Here is an 18,340-nt window from a genome sequence, read left to right as displayed (position 1 = left end):
GCCGGCGGGGCGGTCGCCGCCCCGCCGGCTTCGCCGTGAGCGGTCGTCGCCCCCACCGCTTCGCCGTGAGCGGGTCAGTCGCGGTAGGACCGCAGCTGCCAGACCTTGATCTTGTCCACGCCGACGGAGCCGCCTTCCGCGAAGACCTGGATGCCGTCGCTGTCCGGGTCGGGGAAGATCTGGTCGGTGATCACGGCCTGACCGTCGCCGCCGAACACCTCCACCGACGACCAGTCCACCAGGATCCGCAGCCTGACCTTGCCGTCCTCGGCCGCCAGCGGTGCGCGCTGCACACCGGGGAAGTCATGGTGGAAGTCCACCGCGCCCGACTTCGTGCGGTCGACGTACAGCTCCTGGGTCTTCGCGTCGTACCCGATGACGGTCTCCTGCCCTTCGCCGGTACGGACCTTGAGCCCGAACCGCTCGGCGTCGCCGAGGGAGAAGGTGGCCTCGAGATCGAGCGCCTTTCCGTCGGCACGTCCCCCGGCCAGCGGTGTGGAGCCGTCGGTGACCGTGAGGTCGCGGACACCGACCGCCTGCCCGGTTCGGAGCGACCGCACGGACGTCACCGGCTGCTGCGTCAGGCGGATCCGGCCGTCCACGGTGCGCAGCGCCATCTCTCGCGGGATGCTCTGCGCGCTGCGCCAGGGGGAGGTGGGGATGCTGTTGCCGTACTGCCAGTTGTTCATCCAGCCGATCATGCGGCGCTTGCCGTCCGGCGCGTCCTCCCAGGAGACGGCGGCGTAGTAGTCCTTGCCGTGGTCGACCCAGTGGGCCCGCTGGACGCTGGAGGTCGCGGGTTCGTCGGCGGCGACGAAGTGGTCGGCCATGATGTGGCCCCAGCCGCCCTTGTTCATGTCGACGAGCCGGACGGCGGCCTGCTTGCCCTGGTGGGCGCGGAGGTCGAAGGACGCCCAGTCCAGGCTTCCGCTGTCCGCACCGGACACGCTCTGGACGACCTTGCCGTCGATGAGGAGATTGACCGCCGTCTCGGTCGAACGCGGCCGTGCCGGGGTGTCGGAGAGCATGACCTGGTCGAGCAGGATGTGACCCCAGCCGCCGGTGTTCTCGTCGACGACCTCGATGTGCGCCTTGCGTCCGGCGAGGTCGCCGACGTCCCACGAGGCCCAGTTGAGGGCCTCCGAGTCGGCCCCGGTCGCGCTGCGTACGGTCCGGCCGTCGACGACGAGGCGTACGGCGGTGGGCGCTTCGGCTCCGGAGGGATGCCGGCCGCCGCCGACGAGGAAGTTGATGTGCTTCGCCGTGAGGGTGAACTCGGGCGAGGTGAGGGTGCCCGTGGTCGAGTCGCCGCTGCGGAAGCTGTTCACCAGCCGGTCGCCGGTGTACCCGGAAACCTGCTGCTGGCCGGGGAGTGTTCCCGCGGCCGGGCCGTCGCCGAAGGCGGTGCCGGTGGCGGTCCAGGATCCGTAGCCGTCCTGCTCGAAGTCGGCGAGGACCGTGCCCTCCGGCGCCGGCGCCTCACCCAGGACCGAGCCGGGGACATGCGGGTGACGGCCGCCGGCCACCTTGAAGTTGAGGTACGCGCTGTCCACGGTGAACGGCTGGGACGTGAGCGTGCCGGTCTCGGCGTCGTCGCCGTGGAAGCTGTCGACGAACCCCCGGCCCTCGACGCCGCTCGTGCCCGACGAGCCGGGCGCCGGCGCGGGCACCGGTCCGCCGCCGAAGGCCGTGCCGGTCGTGGTCCAGCTTCCGTAGTCGCTCGCCTCGAAGTCCTGGACGACCAGGCCGGGCGGAGGTGTGTACGAGCCGTCGTCGTCCGGGGTGAAGCGGGTGCCGTCGAAGTCGCCGACGAAGTACTGGGCGGCCGAACCGCCGGCGATGCCACCGGGGTTGATGTTCACGACCAGGACCCACTTGGTGCGCCCGCTGTCGCCGTCGACGGGCAGCGGGAACAGGTCGGGGCACTCCCATACGCCCCCGACGGCGCCGGCCGGGCCGAAGTCGCTCAGGTGTGTCCAGCTCTTGAGGTCCTTCGAGGAGTAGAAGCGGACCTTGTGCTCGGTGGACAGGGACACCGTCATCAGCCAGCTCTTCGTCGGCGCGTACCACTGCACCTTCGGGTCGCGGAACTCCTTCGAGCCGATGTCGAGGACCGGGTTGCCCGCGTACTTGGTCCAGGTGCGGCCGCGGTCCGTGCTGTACGCCAGCGACTGGGCCTGCCTGCCGTCCTTCTTGTAGGCGCTGGTGTAGACGGCCACCATCGCGGGGTCGTCCTCGGTCCCGAAGCCGCTGGTGTTCTCGTGGTCGACGACCGCGCTGCCGGAGAAGACCATCTCCTCGTCGTCGTGCGGGATGGCGAGCGGCAGCTCCTCCCAGTGCACGAGGTCCTTGCTGACCGCATGGCCCCAGGACATGTTTCCCCAGGTGTTGCCGCTCGGGTTGTACTGGTAGAAGAGGTGGTACTCGCCCTTGAAGTACACCAGCCCGTTGGGGTCGTTCATCCAGTTCTTCTCCGGTGAGAAGTGGAACTGGGGCCGATAGGTCTCGGTGTGGGGCGCTGTGCCGGTCGCCGCCGCCTGGGGGACTACGGCGGTGACGGCGAGGGCGCATGTCGCGGCTGCCGCGGCGACAAGGCGCAGCCGGGCACGTCGGTACACGGGGCCTGGGCTCATGGTTCTCCTGCACTGTGGGCGGCGGCGTCCTGCCCGCGTCCGCTGCGGTGGCACGCCGGGGGAATCGCGGTGCCGGGCGGTGGGGACGGCCCGGAAACAGCGGTGTCAATCGATGAAACAGCGATGTCATCGATGACACATGTCAGCGATGACATCCGCTGGGCAGTGATGATGAGCGCGCCGGAGGCGGTTCGTCAATGGTTCCGGCAGAGCCGCCGGGACGGGCGGGATCGACGCGCTACGTCCCGACCGAGGTCGCCGGCTGCCGCACCTCGCGCTCCCACGGCGGGTTCGGCCCGCTGACCGAGCAGGTCAGAGCCGCCACCCTGACCGCGAACGCACACGCCTCCATGACGTCGTCGACCCGCAGATCCGTCAGCCGGCCGCCGAGCAGCCCCTTGGCCCCGAGGTGGTGGAGAAGTCCCGCGGTGAAGGAGTCGCCGGCTCCGACGGTGTCGACGACGGCGGTGGGCGGCGCCGGGACCGTGACCCGTTCCCCGTCCAGCGAGGCGACGGCGCCGCGTGCCCCGAGGGTGACGACGACGAGCCGGGCGCCCGCGGAGTGCCAGACGTCGCATGCCCGGTCGATCGGGTGACCGGGCAGCAGCAGCTCCAGGTCGTCCTCGCTCACGCGCAGGACGTCGGCGAGCGCGCACCAGCGCGGCAGGCGTTCCCGGTAGACCTCGGGCGCCACGAGCAGCGGCCGGACGTTGGGGTCGAGGGAGATCGTGGCGGTGGCCGAGGCGCGGGCCAGGAACTCCTCCACGGCCCGGCCGCCGGGTTCGCGTACGAGGGCCAGTGAGCCGGAGTGCAGGCAGGTGGTGGACGCAAGGTCTGTCGCGGCCAGTTCGTCCGCCGTCCACTGCCAGTCCGCGGTGCCCTGCGCGTGGAAGGAGTACGCCGCCTGTCCCGCCGCGTCCAGCTCGGCGACGGCCAAGGTGCTCGGCTCCCCGGCGCGTACGGTCTGCGACAGATCGACGCCCGAGGACTCCAGCCGGGCACGGAAGAGCCGGCCGAACACGTCGTCGGACAGCCGGGCCAGCAAGCGGGCGGGCGTGCCCAGCCGGGCGAGTGCCACGGCCGTGTTCGCGGGACCGCCGCCCGGCATGACCCGCAGGGCGAGCTCGTCCGGTGCCGGCGCGGGGACGGTGAAGGCGTCGGCGACGCACTCACCGAGGACGGTGATCTGGGGCAGGCGCATGACTGTTTCTCTCCGGGTAGGGCGGCGCGGTGGCGGCGCGCCGCTGAGGGGGAGCCAGAGGGCCGGCGCCGCCGAAGTGCGGCGGCTGTCGCGGCGTTGCGGATTTGTGACGGCGTCAAGGCATTGACGTTGCCGGGAGCCGGAGTCCATCATCCTCCGCAAGCGGTGTCAACGATGACATAGGTCAACGATGACACCGCTCGAGCAGCAATCTCCTGGCGCCGCAGAGCCGTTGGACAACGCGGCCGCCCCGCCCGAAACCAGCAGGAGTCAGTCATGCCCAGAAACAACCGTGCCGTCACCACCCTGGCCAGGGTCGCGGCCGCCACCGCCGCCGCGACCCTCGCACTGACGGCCTGCGGCTCCGGCGCGCAGGGCGGCTCCGACGGTGGCCCGGTGAAGGTCGGCCTGATCACCAAGACGGACACCAACCCGTTCTTCGTGAAGATGAAGGAGGGCGCGGAGCAGGCCGCGAAGGAGAGCGGAGTGGAACTGGTCAGCGCGGCCGGCAAGTTCGACGGGGACAACGCCGGCCAGGTCACCGCGATCGAGAACATGGTCAACTCCGGCGTGAAGGGCATCCTCATCACGCCCAACGACTCGAAGGCGATCGTGCCGGCGCTCGAGAAGGCCCGTGCCAAGGGCGTACTGGTCATCGCCCTGGACAGCCCGACCGAGCCCCAGGACGCCACCGACGCCCTGTTCGCCACCGACAACGTCAAGGCCGGCGAACTCATCGGCCGGTACGCGAAGGCGGCCATGGCGGGCAAGGAGGCGAAGATCGCCACTCTCGACCTGGCCCCCGGAGTGGCAGTCGGCATGCAGCGGCACGAGGGCTTCCTCAAGGGCTTCGGCGTCCCCGAGGGAGACCCGTCCATCGTGTGCAGCCAGGACACCGGTGGCGACCAGGCCAAGGGCCAGACCGCCATGGAGAACTGCCTCCAGAAGGCCCCCGGCATCAACGTCGTCTACACGATCAACGAACCGGCCGCGCTCGGCGCCTACACCGCGCTGAAGGCCAAGGGCCTGGAGAAGAAGGTGCTCGTCGTCTCCGTCGACGGCGGCTGCACCGGCACGAAGGCCGTCAAGGACGGCAAGATCGCCGCCACTTCGCAGCAGTACCCGCTCAAGATGGCGTCCCTCGGCGTCAAGGCCGTCGCGGACTTCGCCGAGACCGGCCAGAAGACCTCCGGATACACCGACACCGGCGTCACCCTGATCACCGACCGGGAGCACACGGGCGCCGACGCCAAGGACACCGCGTACGGCCTGGAGAACTGCTGGGGCTGAGCCCCGCAGTGGGGCCACGACGCACCGGCGACGACCGCCGGCACCAGCCCCGCGTATCCGCTTCCGGCACGCACCTCCGGCATCCATCACCGGCAAGGACCACCATGACTGCCACGACCACGCCCACGACCACGCCCACGACCACGCCCTACGACCAGCTGAAAGGACCGACCGCGGTCCGCCGGCTGATCGCCACACCCACCGCGGGCCCACTGGCCGCGCTCCTGCTCGCCTGTGTCTTCTTCTCGCTGACGACCGAGCAGTTCCTGTCCGGCGGCAACTTCTCCCTGATCGTCCAGCAGGTCATGGTCGTGGGCACCCTCGCCATCGGCCAGACCCTCATCATCCTGACCGCCGGCATCGACCTCTCCTGCGGTGCCGTCATGGCGTTCGGCAGCATCGTCATCGCCAAGATGGCAGCTCAGGGAACGCTTCCCCCGCTCGCCGCGATCGCCCTCGGACTGGTGGTCTGCGGCGGCTTCGGGCTCCTCAACGGCCTGCTCGTGCAGATGATCCCGCTGCCGCCCTTCATCGTGACGCTGGGCATGCTCAACGTGGCGTTCGCACTGACGCACATCTACTCCGCCGAGCAGACGGTCACCGATCTGCCGGCACCGCTCACCGCCCTCGGCGAGACCTTCCCGCTGGGCCGGACCGACATCACCTACGGCTCCCTCGTCACCATCGCCCTGTTCCTGGCCTTCGCCTACGCACTCAGCAGCACCTCATGGGGCCGCCACGTCTACGCCCTGGGCAACAGCCCGGAAAGCGCGCGGCTCAACGGCATCCGCACCTCCCGGCTGACCATCGGCGTCTACACGCTCGCCGGGCTCGTGTACGGCGTCGCGGCCCTGCTGCTCGTCTCCCGTACCGGCGTGGGCGATCCGCAGGCCGGACAGACCGACAACCTCGACAGCATCACCGCCGTCGTCCTCGGCGGGACCAGCCTGTTCGGCGGCCGGGGCGCCGTCCTCGGCACCTTCATCGGCGTTCTGATCGTCGGTGTCTTCCGCAACGGGCTCCAGCTGATGGGCGTCGCGTCGATCTACCAGACGCTGATCACCGGCATCCTCGTCATCCTCGCCGTGACCGTCGACCAGATCTCCCGGAAGAAGGCGCGATGAGCACCGACACGTCCGCGACCCCCGTCCTCCAGGCCCGCGGCCTGGTCAAGAAGTACGGCCATGTGACCGCCATCGACGGTGCCGACTTCGACCTGATGCCCGGCGAGGTCCTCGCTGTCATCGGCGACAACGGAGCCGGCAAGACCAGCCTGATCAAGGCGCTGACCGGCGCGATCGTCCCCGACGAGGGCGAGATCAGACTGGGCGGGAAGCCCATCCGGTTCAGCGGCCCGCAGAGCGCGCGCGAGCACGGCATCGAGACCGTGTACCAGGACCTCGCCGTCGCGGCCTCCATGGACATCGCCTCCAACATGTTCCTCGGGCGGGAACTGCGCCGCCCCAGCGTCCTCGGCAGCGCGTTCCGCCTGCTCGACAAGAAGCGGATGCGGGAGGAGGCCGCCGCCCACATGGCCGATCTGAAGATCGGGCTGCGGTCGCTCACCCAGGCGGTGGAGACCCTCTCCGGCGGCCAGCGCCAGGCCGTGGCCGTCGCCCGCGCCGTGGCCTGGGCCAGGAGCGTCGTCGTGATGGACGAGCCCACGGCGGCGCTGGGCGTCAGGGAGTCGGGACAGGTGCTCGACCTCATCCGCCGGGTCCGCGACAAGGGCATGCCCGTCGTCCTGATCAGTCACAACATGCCCCACGTGTTCGAGATCGCCGACCGGATCCATGTCCACCGGCTCGGGCGGCGCGAGGCACTGATCAAGCCCTCCGACCACTCCATGGCCGAGGTGGTCGCCATCATGACCGGGGCGCTCACGGTGAAGAGCGACGGAGGTACCGTCGTCACCGACGCCGACGCCGCCAGGGCGGCAGGCGTGTCAGCCCACTGAGTCAGCACTCAGAGAAGACAGCGGGCCCGGCCGGGACGGGCCGGGCCCGGCGAACGCACAGGAACGGTGGTACATGGCCGCGACCCGCCGCCCCACACTGGCCGACGTCGCCCGCGAAGTGGGTGTCAGCGCCAAGACGGTCTCCCGGGTGCTCAACGAGGACGGTCCGAGTTCCCCGCAGACCCGGGAGCGCGTCCACGCGGCGGTGGCGAAACTCGGCTTCCAGCCCAACCTGATGGCCCGGAACATCCGCGTAGGAGGCCCCGACACCACCGTGGGCCTGGTCGTGCCGGACCTGGGCAACCCGTTCTTCGGAACGGTCGCCGGCGGGATGGAGGACGCGGTCCGCAGCCGCGGGCTGACGCTGCTCATGGGCTCGTCCGCCGAGGATCCCGAACGGGAACGGGTGCTGACCGAGACCTTCCTGGCCCGCCGTGTCAGCATCCTGATGGTGGTCCCGGCGTTCGGCGCCGACCACCGCCACCTCAAGGTGCCACGCGCGGCCGGCCTTCCGATCGTGTTCCTCGACCGCCCCGGGGTCGGCCTGTCCACCGACTGTGTCGTCAGCTCCAACCGGACCGGCGTCCACGAGGGCGTCTCCCATCTCGTCGCGCAAGGCCACCGGCGCATCGGCTTCATCGGTGACCTGCCCGCGAAGCTCTACACCCGGCGTGAGCGGCTCGCCGGTTACACCTCGGCGCTGGAGGAAGCGGGACTGCCCTACGACCGCACTCTGGTGACCGGCGCCCACGGCCAGGAGACCGCGGCTGCAGCGACCACCCAACTGCTGGGCCTCGCCGATCCGCCGACCGCCCTGTTCGCGGGCAACAACATCGTGGCCATGGGTGTGGTCGCCCAACTGACCCGCGCCGGCCGGAAGGACGTCGCCCTGGTCGCCTTCGACGACCTTCCGCTGGCCGAGGTGCTGGAACCGGCGTTGACGGTCGTGGCGCAGGATCCGGCCGCCATCGGTGAAGCGGCGGCCCGGACCGCCCTCGCCCGCCTGGACGGCGACCGCTCCCGGGCCCGTACCGTCACCGTCCCCACGCGCCTGGTCGTCCGCGGTTCCAGCCGGCCGCCACGGCGTGCCCGCGCATCGGCGGAAGCGGGCGGCTGAACAAGGCCGCAGCGGCGACGGGGGGCCCCACGGTGGGCGCGCCCGGGCCCGTCCAGACGCGCCGACTACGCCGGAGGCGCCGGGGTGAAGCGGTCGAAGCCCGCGAGGCGGGGAGAGAACCTGAGCTCGCCGTGCTCGCCGAGCGCCGAGCGCAGTCCGGCCGCCACGTCGGCGTCCGGCTCACCGAACACCTCGAAGTGCTCCACCCGGCAGTGCTCCATGACCTCCTGGATGTACGGGTCCGCGAGCTTCCAGTGCAGGCGGACCGCGTCGGAGTCCCGGTAGAGCTGGAAGCTGTGCGCGAGCATTTGTTCCTCGTCCACGAACGTCTGCACCATCAGCTGCGGCCCGTGCCGCTGTGCGAAGTCCACGGCTCTGGTGACGGCGCTGCGGAAGCTCTCCAGGTGGCCGTCGGTGATGCGCATCGTGTTGCGGAAGAGAAGGATGTCGTCGTCGTGTCCTGTCATGACTCGATCCTGAAACCTCAGCCACGCTTGAGGTCAAGTGGCCGACCCGGCTCCGCCCGCCGGCCCGCTGCCGCACGTCGAGCGGGCTGGGCGTACCCGCGTCGCGCAACGGGCGGATCCGACCGCTTCGCGCGTGCGCGACGAGACTCGTCCGCCCGGTTCACGTACCCCCGATGAAGTGCGCCATGAGACGGGCGGCCGTGACCGTGCCCAGCAGGCGCACGCCGTCGGCGTCGCGCTCGATCACCGCGACCAGCGGACTTCGCGTGCGGGCCATCAGCGCGGCGACCTCCATCGGACGGGCGTCAGGTCCTACGACCGGCGGCGGGAAAGCACTCCGGGGCGCCCATTCCGCGGCGGTGAGCCCTGCCAGCCGCTCGGTCACATCGGTGTCGGGCCGCTCGTCGACGACAGCCGCGAGCCGCGGATCATCGAGGACGTAGTGCGGCACGAGCTGCCGCACGAGCTGGGAACCCGGAACGATGGCGTAGGGATGCCCGTCGGCGTCGAGGACGAGAAGGGCCGGCAGCGACCGCTCGGCCAGCATCCTGGCCGCGTCCATCGCCCCGTCGTCGGTGGTCACGAACGGATACGCCTCCGCAAGATCCCGCGCACGCACAGCCGTCCTCCTTCACCCTTGTCCCTGCGAGTCGGGGCCGTGTCCGAGTCCCTCGGAGCTGTGTTCCGCCTCGCAGTTCCAGGTCAGCGCGGTGTGGGTCAGGCGGCGGTCCACTCGTGGGCCCGGCCGCCGCGCCACTCCACCATGCCCGGGTCGTCGATCACCGTGTCCGGGTCGTCGATCCCTGCGGCCTCGAGGAAGACCACCAGGTCGTGATCGGAATAGGCGGTGCCCAGGATCTCGTCCCTGCCGGACAGGTGCACCGTCACCCGCCGGCCGCCCGACGGTGACGGCCGGTGCACGACGATCGGCGCCCTACCCACACATCAAGACTGCCGTCTCATGGGCACGGCAGCCACTCGCACAGCGGAGCCGCCCGGTCGCCGGGGGCGGAGACCGGGAATCCCGACCGGTCCGGGCCTCTGCCACCTCCCCGGGCGTGCGCGTATGGTCGAGATGGACCGACCCGAAGATCCCTTTCGAAAGGGAGTGGGCGCCATGATCGAGCGTCGGATTCTGGGTCCTGAGGACGGTGAGCTCTATCAGCCCGAGCGGGCGTGCGGGGACCGCTTTCTGATCAACAGCCGCGACTGGGGCGGGCGTTTCGCGCTCGTCGAGCACCGTCTGCCCCCGAAGGTGCTTGCGGCGACCGTGCACAGACACACCAAGGAGGACGAATTCGGTTTCGTCCTCGAGGGATCGGTCGGTGCGAGGTTCGCGGACGAGCAGGTTGTCGCCGGGCCCGGTGACCTCGTCTTCAAGCCGCGTGGCGAGTGCACACGTTCTGGAACGCGGGGGACACCCGCGCCCGGCTGCTGGAAGTCATCTCCCCAGGGGGCCTGGAGGAACTGTTCCGTTGGCTCGACCGACTGGGCGGCGAATCGGGCCCCGAGGACCTGGAACAGAAGGGACACTGACGCTTCGGGTGGACCTGCCGGGCTCGCCGGCTCCGTACACTGAGAAGAGTGGAGGACCACACGGCCGGGATCGGTGCACGTCCGGCGCCCGCCTTGCAGCAGTACGTCGACTCGTATGTCGGTTTCGACCTCCGCGGGCTCCCGACGGGGGTGCACTGCGGGCCGCCGAGCCGCCTGCTCACTGCGGTGATCAGCCTGTCAGACCCCATCGAGATGGCGGCGGGCGTTGACGACGGGTCACCGGTCACCCGATTCAGCAGCGTGGCCGGCGGTCTGATGTGCCGGTCCGTCGCCGTCCACCACGATGGACGCCAGCAAGGTGTGCAGGTATCGCTGACACCGCTCGGGGCTCGGGCCGTCTACGGCATGCCCGCCGCTGTGCTCGCCCACCGACTGGTCCCGCTCGACGAGCTTCTCGGAGCGCTCGGCACCGAGCTGGTCGACCGGCTCCGAACGGCGACGACATGGGCGGCGCGCTTCACCGCGCTGGACGAACTGCTCCTCCGAGCCGTCGGCCGTGCCGCCGGAGACGACCGTATGCGCCGGGTGCGCCCCGAGGTGGCCGAGGCCTGGCGCCGCCTCGTCGCCGCACGGGGCTGCGTCCAGGTCGGAGCGGTCGCCGCGGAACTCGGCTGGAGCCGTCGGCACCTCACCGAGCGGTTCCGCGGTGAACTCGGCCTGTCGCCGAAGACCCTCGCCCGCGTCCTGCGCTTCGAGCACGCCCACGAACTGGCGACGACGCAGCACCCGCCCCCATGGGCCGATGTGGCGACCATCTCCGGCTACGCCGACCAGGCCCATCTCGTTCGGGACTGGCGCGAGTTCACGGGCCGATCGCCAACGGCCTGGCGTCGCGGCGAGGTCCTCCTCGGGACCGGGTAGACGCCGACCCACCGCCCGTCGCGTCGGCTTGTGTTCCCATTCCTTCAAGACCACCCGATCGCTGTCGCGTGACGATCGTCGGCATGAGACTCGTCAACCACGAACCCAACGCAATCGACCTGCGAACCACCCCCGTACACCTCGGGCTGGGATCAACAGCGAGACCCGTCGAGGACTTCGCCTGGGACCCCGAGGTACTCCAGGCCTACAGCGCCGCTGTCGCGGCAGACGGCGCCGAGGGCCGGATGGTGATGATCTTCGACGGCGACGGCCTCGGCGACCATTGGGAGAACCACCCTGCCGGCGACGAACTCGTCGTTTGCCTCAGCGGGTCGGTGACGGTCACCCGCGACGTCGACGGGGTGCCCGACCGCGTTCTGCTCGGGCCGGGCGAAGCCACCATCAACCCCGCCGGAGTATGGCACGCGGTCGACATGGCGGGGCCGACGTCCATCCTGACCATCACCGCCGGCGTCGACACCGAACACCGTCCTCGGACCGACACCCGCCCGACCGAACGCGTCGGCACGCCCGGCCCGCAAGCGCCGTGACGACACGCATCGCCTGCCTCGGCGACAGCCTCACCCGCGCGCAGCTCAGCGTCGACTACCTGGACCTTCTTGTACGACGCCACCCTCCCGGTGACCTGCAGCCCGCCCGCTTCGGCGCCAACGGTGACTTCGCCTACAACCTCCTGCAGCGCCTCGACGCCGTCGTCGCGGACCCGCCCGACGTGATCACCGTGCTGATCGGGAGCAACGACGCCCGAGCGAGCCTTGCCGGCTACCCCGTCGAGCAGGCCATGAAGCGCAAACAGCTCCCCGCGCGCCCGTCAGCCGGCTGGTTCCAACAGTGCCTGGGAGCCGTAGTGGAACGGCTGCGGGCGGAGACCGACGCGACGATCGGTCTGCTCTCGATCCCGGTCCTCGGCCAACAACTCGACGGAGCAGCGGCGCAGGCATCGCAGGCGTACAGCCGGATGATCGCCGAGGTCGCCGCCGGCCACGAGGTGACCTACCTTCCGCTCCACGAACGCCAGCTCGAGGCACTGCGCCAAGCGGACCCGCCGCCGATTCCGTACCGGGAGGTGACGCTGGCAGCGGCCGTCGGCGTCCTCCTCCAGCACGCCCTGCTGCGCCGCAGCCTCGACACGATCTCGCGGCGCCGAGGTCTCGTGCTCACGACCGACCACATCCACCAGAACAGCCGCGGTGCCACCCTTGTCGCTGAGGTCATCGACACCGGTCTGCTGACCGGCAGCGCGTAGCTGGTTCCGGCGCTGCGACCGGTTGGACACCGTCCACCGCGCGCGGAGGTGGCCTGCGAGCCGGACGAGTGGTGCTGGCGGCGAGCACGCCGGCACCGGCGATGACGAGGTGGCCGCCGAGCAGGCCCGGCACCGCGCCGGGCCTGCCACGCCAACGGCGTCAGCCCCTCGGACCATAGACCGACGTCCCCTGCCCGGGTGGCGAGCCGTCAGTCCATCGAACGCAACCGGTTCACGAATGCTTCGACAAAGCCCTGCAAATCCTCAGGGATGGGCAGTGGTGCACGCGAGCGGCTCCGCTGCCTGAGGTCCAGCGTGACCGCGAAGCAGCTGAAGCGGCGCGGCTGACTCGAGTACCACCCACAGCGGCCGTGCCGACACCGCACTCGGCATCATCGACCAGAGAGGGCGCAGGCCATCCGGGCATTGTTTCACCCCCGAGAAGTCGCGGCGGAAGAGCGCTCCCGCCGCCCGGCCGACACCGCCCGCGCTAGGACCTGTCGTCAAAGCGTGATCGTCTTCTCGGTCTTCTTCTAAAGGGGCACGATCATCATGGGCTGATGAGTAGATACACCGAGGTCATTGTCCTGGCGCGAAGGGCTGAAGAGGTCATGGAACCTCTCACCCGCCCCGACGAGGGCCGGGACTGGCACCAATGCTTCACGCGTGTGGATGACGGCATGTTCGAAGGGTCGCGCATGCCGTCCGATGAGTGTTACACGTGGGTTGTCCAGTTCATCCGCCACAACTGGCACGGGCTGCTGAACCACTTGGAATCTGTGGCATGGCCGGACCCGCACTCCGTCCAAGTCCTCGTTCGAGACGAGGACGACGACTGTTTCGGCCTTTGGATGATCTATGACGGCAAACTGGTCGAGGTATCGCTGCCGCGCACCGAACGAGAGCCGTTCTCAGCATCCGTCACCGGAGTCCTTTCTCGAACTGACCGTCACGCTGAGGGAACCCGTTGAGGGTTGGCTCGACTGTCAGGAGTGATGTGCTCCCCGGCGCCGCCGGTATCGAGGATCCGGACACGGTCCTCGATGATCCGGCATTGGTGGAGCGCCGCGCCCTCGCGGCCGCATCGGTGGACCGCCGCCTGACATACGGAGCAGGGGGCGCGGGCCCTGGCCGGCCTCACCCACCCCGGCCAAGGGCCCGGCGTGCCTTGCCGCGGGGACGGATGGTGCACGCGTGCCCAGCACAACGCGCCGGCACGAGCTGCCACCGTGTCGGCGTACGACCTCAGCTCCTCAGCCGCGTACAGGTGAACGCCCCCAGACATTGGTACGGTTCGTGAGCGGGCCTGGTGAGATCCCAAGATCCTCTGCGGTATGAGGCTTTGGCTCAGGAACCCGACTCGTCCCTGCCCAACTCGCCGCGCGGGCCGGAACGTACCGTGCTTCGCACGACAGTCTCCTTGAAGGCCGCCGCGGCGCGTCCCGTCAGGACAAACCTCCTCGGGCGGTCGTCGGCGTGGGTGAACTGGACGACACCGTCACGCCGGCCAAGGCTGATGTTGGTGAAGATGTATCCGATCCGCACGGGCCCTGGATCCCGACCCATCAGCCGAGCCGCGATGACATCGGCCACGCCTCGGCCCATGGGCAGGGCTGTCTGGCAGGACATCCGGCTGGGTGCCCCGCTCACCGACACGCCGGCAGCCGCGTCGCCGACGGCATACACCTCTGGGTGCGAGACCGAGCGCAGAGTGGCGTCGACGAGTATCCGGCCGCTCTCGTCCGTGGCGAATCCCGCCGCGCGGGCCAGCTCCGGTGTACGGAACCCGGTGGTCCACACAACCGCGTCAGCGGCGAACGGCGCGCCATCGCGGATATTCAAGCCGTCCCTCCGCACCGCGGCGACGACGGTCTTCGGATGAACGGAGACGTCCAGCCGGTCCAGAGCGCGCCGCAGGTGGGTCCGGGCTCGGGCCACGAGCCCGGACCCGATGTCATCGGCACCGGTGAGCAGCCGGACTCGCAGCTCGGGATAGCTCTCGGCCAGTTCCGAGGCGGTTTCCAGCCCGGTCAGCCCTCCGCCGACCACCGCAACCGTGCCGCCGGACGCCAACTCGGCAACCCTGTGCCTCAGCCGCGTCGCATGCTCCAGGTCGGCGACGGTGTAGGCATGCTCGACCGCCCCGGGAACATCATCGAGCCGCCCCCGGCTGCCCAACGCGTACACCAGGGTGTCGTAGCCGATCACTCCGGGCGCGACGTCCATACACAGGGTCCGGCCGGCGGTGTCGATCGCGGTCACGCGTGCGACGACCAGCTCGACGGATGTACCGCGGAGCTGTTGCCGCAACGACAGCCCCGCCAATCGTTGCCCGGCCGCGAGCTGATGGAGGCGGACCCGTTCCACGAACCGATCTGAGGCATTGACCAACGTGACGGTGGCATCGCTGCGCCGCAGCTTGTGGGCGAGGCGCTTTGCCGCCAGCAGACCGGCGTAACCGGCACCTACGACAACGACGCGATGACTCATGGCATGACTTCCTCTGGGACTACGGGTGGCTTCGGCACCACCTCTGACGATCGGTCGCCACCATGGGCGTCAGGCCGCTGATCGGGCCACGGCGACTGCCCAGGCGATGTACAGCACGTTCACCACCAACCGGGCCACCCCACCGGCCGGCCGCTCCAGCAGCCGGGGCCGGTCCGGCCGCGCGCGGCACAGCGCGTCCACGTGGGACACCAGGTAACAGGTGATCAGGACAGCGGCAGCCCCACCCCCGACCCGTCTGCTGCACGGAACCAGCACCAGGGCACCCACCACGACCTCCGCCACCCCACTGACGGCCACGAGAAGCCGCTCCCGGCGGAGCCATGCGGGTATCAGCATGGGGAAGTAGCCGGGCGCCACAAAATGCATGACCCCTGTGACGACCAGGAACAACGCCAAGGCGATGGCAGCGATAGCGTGCATGGCACGATGATCCGTTCACCTCATGCCTGGGCACTTGAACAAAACGATCGCCGCATGGTCTTCGCCTCCGGCACGGAAGCGACGATGTTCGCCGAGTCGCGCCCGTTCCACGTCGCCCAACACCGGCTGCCCGCGTGGAAAACTGTGCTGCCGATCGGCGGCCACGCCCGACTCCTCCAGCCGGGAAGGCCCACGGTGGCAGCGCCCGGGCTGATCGTTCCGCCCCAACTGGCCCACAGCTGTGCGGCGACCTCGCCCTACATCGCCCTGTTCATCGACCCCTGGCTGCTGCCGTCCTGCCCAGGGCCGATACCGCTCGGTCCAGGCGAGGTCCGCCGCTTGCTCGCCGCGCTCGGCGCCACCGATTCCGACGGCCCCGGCACCGGTGTGGACCTGGCGGCCGGATACGCCGAGTTGCGGACACTCGCTGGGCGCCCGGCCTCGCTCGATCCGAGAGTCGCCCACGCTGTCGGCCTGTGCACGTTGCGCGATCCGGACATGCCCATCGCCTCCATCGCCATCGAGATCGGCCTGTCGGCCCCTCGGCTGCGGGCCTTGGTCCGGCAGGACGTGGGCATCACGCTTGCCCGGTTGCGCCGTTGGGGCCGGCTCCGCAACGCGATCGCCGCCCTGCCGGATTCGACTGCCGCCCTGGCCGCAGCCACCGCAGGCTTCGCCGACCAGGCCCACCTCACTCGCACTGCGCGGGATCTCATCGGGCGTACGCCCGCCTCCCTGCGACGCTGTTAGCCGCCCAAGGTTTTCGGGGCACTCTCTACAAAGATACGACGATCCTTTTCGGGGCGCTCCTTCAGCAGAGCCCCGGCCTGGGCTAACGAACTCACCTTGCCGCCACGCCCCCTTATGGCGTGAGGTGCCCTCCTAGCTGCCTGTCTCCATGCGCGTTGTCCCGGAGTTGGTGACCGGATCCGGCCCATCCGCTGGAGTTGTCCAATGTGATGTACTGCGGCACCCTTCGTCGCGCCCACCCGGGAGGACGGTGGTGCGGTGTGGGCTGACCGGCCCGACGCCTCCCGATGGCGCCGTCGGGTATCTGGTCCAGCAGTTCATCCAATGCTCTGGTGGCACGTCGAGCTTGCAGGCGTTCGGAGTGGCCGAGCGACGCTGACGCGCCCCCACTGCGGCGGTCAGCCCCACACCGCTGCTGCCTCTGCGGCGACCTGAGGATGGTGCGTGGCCAAGCGTCAGGCACCGAGGCCGCTGCCCGCACGAGTCGGACACCCCGCCCGGGCGCTGGGCGCCAGTAGGCGGCGCCATCCATGTTCTTCGCCTCGCACCGCCACCGCACGTCCTTGGGTCTGTGCGAGCGTGGTGTCAGTAGCCACGGCTGGACGCGGCGCAGGTCAGCGGCGGGACACCAGCGGACTGTCTCAGCTCCGCCGTCCGCTGGCTTGAACCTCGTGACTCCAGCCTCTTCGTCGAGGAGGCGGCATCTCTGCGCGCCTTCGCAGAAGTAATTCATGAGAAGAGCAATAGGACTTCTGGGCAAATCCCGAGAAACACAAGGAACACGGGGTGACCGCACGCTCCCTAGAAATCAGTCACATGCCTGCTTCGCTCCAATCTGTCACCTCATCCTGCAAGGAGCAGAACCTCGCGGTAAGCTGATATAGGCCATCAGTTCGGAAATTGAGGGGTCCGCCTGGTATAAGAGGTTGCGTGCCGCCCTGCCCCCAAGGATGTTCCTCCAACGCCTCGGTCAGGGGATGCTGAGGCGTAGAGCCTACGGGAATCATCCCTCTCGAATGAACTCCCGTTCTACGCCTCCGTCCAGGGCGACAGCCTTGGTCCCGCAACGTCGTGCAGCAGGTCACCAGTGCAACGTCTGGTCGACTGACTGCTGTTGAAGAAATTCAATCACCCCTGGCAAGACGTCATCAGTGACCCCCGTCGAGGCCCGCCCCATGAGAATGGGAGGTTTGACATGGCGGACGCACTTCCCAACCCGGCAAGCGGCGACACGACCCGATTCGAATCTGCGCCCGAGCCCGACGGCACCTTGATCCCGATACCTTCAGAGGCGCCGCAAGGGAAAATGATCCGAGACGATGCACGGATCACGGTCACTGCACGTCAGGCGAACGGCTACTACGTGGAGATCTACAACGGTCCCCACGATCCGCCGAGTGAAGTCAATGATTTCGTCAACGACGTTCTTACCGAGGCCGGCCAGGCAGCGATCGAAGACGCGCTCCTTGAAGGGGCGCCTGCGGTCCTGGGTTTCCTCGCTTCGGCTGCCGGTGTCGTAGCGTCGGTACTCACAACCTCGCCCTTGCTGAATCAACAATTTTTCAGAGGCGCCATGGACGATGGGACACAAGTCACGTATGTGGTGCTCACCCCACATGACTGAAGGGTGTTGCAGAAGGCTGCGACGCGGGCATTTCCCCTGTAGGGGAGGGGTGTTGAGGGCTGGGCCGTCGTGGGTGGGGACGTTCACCGGGCTTGCGGTGCGGCAGTTCGAACGGCTGCGTGGTTCCGGAGCGGGGCGGGAAACGGACCTGGTATCTGCCGTTGGACCGTGTGCTGCTGGTGGCCGTCTATTACCGGACGAACCTCACCATGTGGCAGTTCGCGCCGCTGTTCGGAGTTTCTCCTGCGACCGTGTGCCGCGTCATCCAGCGGCTGCGGCCGCTGCTGGCGATCGAGCCGGCATCCGGTCCTGCTGATTCGGTCGAGCGGTTGTGGCGTGGACGGAACGCCGGCCGGCGTTCTACTCCGCGTGCATCTCCACGTGGAACTTCAGAACACGGTTCCGTTGGGACGAGAACCGGAGTCGGGCCGACGACTCGCCCACGCCACCCTCGACGCATCACAGACGGGCGGTCGCCGCGGCCACGGCGACGGCGAACAAGCCGACGCCGGTCCTGCGCTCCCGCGCGCAGGCCATCGGCTGACGAGGGTCTGTCGATCAGAATTCGAACACTCGCCTGGCGTCAGACGGAAGGTCGTCTGTCGTGCCTTCGTAGAAGCCGAGGCCGCCGCAACCGGGGCACGTCTCCAATGTGCAGACCGATTCGTCCTCACCGACCGGATCG

18 protein-coding genes and 2 pseudogenes are annotated in these 18,340 nt (G+C 69.4%); 13 read left to right on the top strand and 7 right to left on the bottom strand.

All coding sequences use genetic code 11. The features are described from left to right. Nucleotides 1-74: 74 nt before the first annotated feature. Together AB0K36_RS07230 and AB0K36_RS07225 are read right to left on the bottom strand one after the other, a co-directional pair. On the bottom strand, nt 75-2,633 hold the full coding sequence (locus AB0K36_RS07230; RefSeq protein WP_364589471.1) for a GH32 C-terminal domain-containing protein: 2,559 nt from the start codon (nt 2,631-2,633) through the stop codon (nt 75-77). Nucleotides 2,634-2,871: 238 nt separating this feature from the next. Further along, the gene (locus AB0K36_RS07225) at nt 2,872-3,834 is read right to left on the bottom strand and encodes a carbohydrate kinase family protein (RefSeq protein ID WP_364589469.1); all 963 of its coding nucleotides are present in this window, start codon (nt 3,832-3,834) and stop codon (nt 2,872-2,874) included. Nucleotides 3,835-4,110: 276 nt separating this feature from the next. On the opposite strand from AB0K36_RS07225, the gene AB0K36_RS07220 reads away from it, so the two are divergent. The 4 genes from AB0K36_RS07220 (at nt 4,111) to AB0K36_RS07205 (ending at nt 8,198) form a co-directional block, all read left to right on the top strand. Then, nucleotides 4,111-5,124 carry a sugar ABC transporter substrate-binding protein gene (locus AB0K36_RS07220; RefSeq protein WP_364589467.1) on the top strand — a complete coding sequence of 338 codons (1,014 nt, stop codon included), beginning with the start codon at nt 4,111-4,113 and terminating at the stop codon, nt 5,122-5,124. A 104-nt stretch (nt 5,125-5,228) separates the two neighbouring features. After that, nucleotides 5,229-6,248, top strand: coding sequence for an ABC transporter permease (locus tag AB0K36_RS07215; RefSeq protein WP_364589464.1), 1,020 nt, complete (start codon nt 5,229-5,231; stop codon nt 6,246-6,248). After that, complete coding sequence (locus tag AB0K36_RS07210; RefSeq protein WP_364589461.1) at nt 6,245-7,081, top strand: ATP-binding cassette domain-containing protein; 837 nt, start codon at nt 6,245-6,247, stop codon at nt 7,079-7,081. The genes AB0K36_RS07215 and AB0K36_RS07210 overlap by 4 nt, the downstream gene beginning before the upstream one ends. 73 nt (nt 7,082-7,154) lie before the next feature. Continuing rightward, complete coding sequence (locus AB0K36_RS07205) at nt 7,155-8,198, top strand: LacI family DNA-binding transcriptional regulator (protein ID WP_364589458.1); 1,044 nt, start codon at nt 7,155-7,157, stop codon at nt 8,196-8,198. A gap of 65 nt (nt 8,199-8,263) precedes the next feature. Here the strand turns inward: AB0K36_RS07205 and AB0K36_RS07200 are convergent, their stop codons facing one another. The 3 genes from AB0K36_RS07200 to AB0K36_RS07190 all read right to left on the bottom strand — a co-directional run bounded on the left by AB0K36_RS07200 (nt 8,264) and on the right by AB0K36_RS07190 (nt 9,607). Beyond that, a complete protein-coding gene (locus AB0K36_RS07200; RefSeq protein ID WP_364589455.1) occupies nt 8,264-8,665 on the bottom strand; it encodes a hypothetical protein in 402 nt (133 codons plus the stop codon). Nucleotides 8,666-8,825: 160 nt separating this feature from the next. Next, entirely contained in the window at nt 8,826-9,284 is a 459-nt protein-coding gene (locus tag AB0K36_RS07195; RefSeq protein WP_364589452.1) for a CBS domain-containing protein, read from the bottom strand. Between the two features lie 98 nt (nt 9,285-9,382). Continuing rightward, on the bottom strand, nt 9,383-9,607 hold the full coding sequence (locus AB0K36_RS07190) for a hypothetical protein (RefSeq protein ID WP_364589450.1): 225 nt from the start codon (nt 9,605-9,607) through the stop codon (nt 9,383-9,385). Nucleotides 9,608-9,626: 19 nt separating this feature from the next. Here AB0K36_RS07190 and AB0K36_RS07185 point away from each other — a divergent pair. The 6 genes and pseudogenes from AB0K36_RS07185 to AB0K36_RS07160 all read left to right on the top strand — a co-directional run. Next, nucleotides 9,627-9,998 (top strand): annotated as a pseudogene (locus tag AB0K36_RS07185) (hypothetical protein); the annotation flags it as partial. A gap of 59 nt (nt 9,999-10,057) precedes the next feature. Beyond that, a complete protein-coding gene (locus tag AB0K36_RS07180) occupies nt 10,058-10,201 on the top strand; it encodes a cupin domain-containing protein (protein ID WP_364589795.1) in 144 nt (47 codons plus the stop codon). A gap of 48 nt (nt 10,202-10,249) precedes the next feature. Continuing rightward, a complete protein-coding gene (locus AB0K36_RS07175) occupies nt 10,250-11,083 on the top strand; it encodes an AraC family transcriptional regulator (protein WP_364589447.1) in 834 nt (277 codons plus the stop codon). Nucleotides 11,084-11,166: 83 nt separating this feature from the next. Continuing rightward, nucleotides 11,167-11,634, top strand: a complete 468-nt coding sequence (locus tag AB0K36_RS07170) for a cupin domain-containing protein (protein WP_364589444.1) — start codon at nt 11,167-11,169, stop codon at nt 11,632-11,634. Continuing rightward, nucleotides 11,631-12,350, top strand: coding sequence for an SGNH/GDSL hydrolase family protein (locus tag AB0K36_RS07165; protein WP_364589442.1), 720 nt, complete (start codon nt 11,631-11,633; stop codon nt 12,348-12,350). The genes AB0K36_RS07170 and AB0K36_RS07165 overlap by 4 nt, the downstream gene beginning before the upstream one ends. Nucleotides 12,351-12,910: 560 nt before the next feature. After that, nucleotides 12,911-13,321: a hypothetical protein gene (locus tag AB0K36_RS07160; RefSeq protein ID WP_364589440.1), complete on the top strand. Its 411-nt coding sequence runs from the start codon at nt 12,911-12,913 to the stop codon at nt 13,319-13,321. A gap of 376 nt (nt 13,322-13,697) precedes the next feature. Here the strand turns inward: AB0K36_RS07160 and AB0K36_RS07155 are convergent, their stop codons facing one another. Next, nucleotides 13,698-14,840 carry an NAD(P)/FAD-dependent oxidoreductase gene (locus AB0K36_RS07155; RefSeq protein WP_364589438.1) on the bottom strand — a complete coding sequence of 381 codons (1,143 nt, stop codon included), beginning with the start codon at nt 14,838-14,840 and terminating at the stop codon, nt 13,698-13,700. Between the two features lie 69 nt (nt 14,841-14,909). After that, the gene (locus AB0K36_RS07150) at nt 14,910-15,281 is read right to left on the bottom strand and encodes a DoxX family protein (protein ID WP_364589436.1); all 372 of its coding nucleotides are present in this window, start codon (nt 15,279-15,281) and stop codon (nt 14,910-14,912) included. A 54-nt stretch (nt 15,282-15,335) separates the two neighbouring features. Between AB0K36_RS07150 and AB0K36_RS07145 the strand changes: the two genes are divergently transcribed. The 3 genes and pseudogenes from AB0K36_RS07145 to AB0K36_RS07135 all read left to right on the top strand — a co-directional run. Further along, nucleotides 15,336-16,031, top strand: coding sequence for a helix-turn-helix domain-containing protein (locus AB0K36_RS07145; RefSeq protein ID WP_364589434.1), 696 nt, complete (start codon nt 15,336-15,338; stop codon nt 16,029-16,031). 1,195 nt (nt 16,032-17,226) lie between these two features. After that, nucleotides 17,227-17,655 (top strand): hypothetical protein, encoded by a 429-nt coding sequence (locus tag AB0K36_RS07140; RefSeq protein WP_364589431.1) that lies wholly within the window; start codon nt 17,227-17,229, stop codon nt 17,653-17,655. Beyond that, nucleotides 17,648-17,990 (top strand): annotated as a pseudogene (locus AB0K36_RS07135) (helix-turn-helix domain-containing protein); the annotation flags it as partial. The gene AB0K36_RS07140 and the pseudogene AB0K36_RS07135, both read left to right, overlap by 8 nt. Nucleotides 17,991-18,340 lie beyond the last annotated feature (350 nt).

Origin of the sequence: Streptomyces kurssanovii, assembly GCF_040677245.1 — a bacterium.
In the GTDB taxonomy this organism is placed as follows: domain Bacteria; phylum Actinomycetota; class Actinomycetes; order Streptomycetales; family Streptomycetaceae; genus Streptomyces; species Streptomyces kurssanovii.
This window is presented reverse-complemented; position numbering and strand designations above follow the sequence as displayed.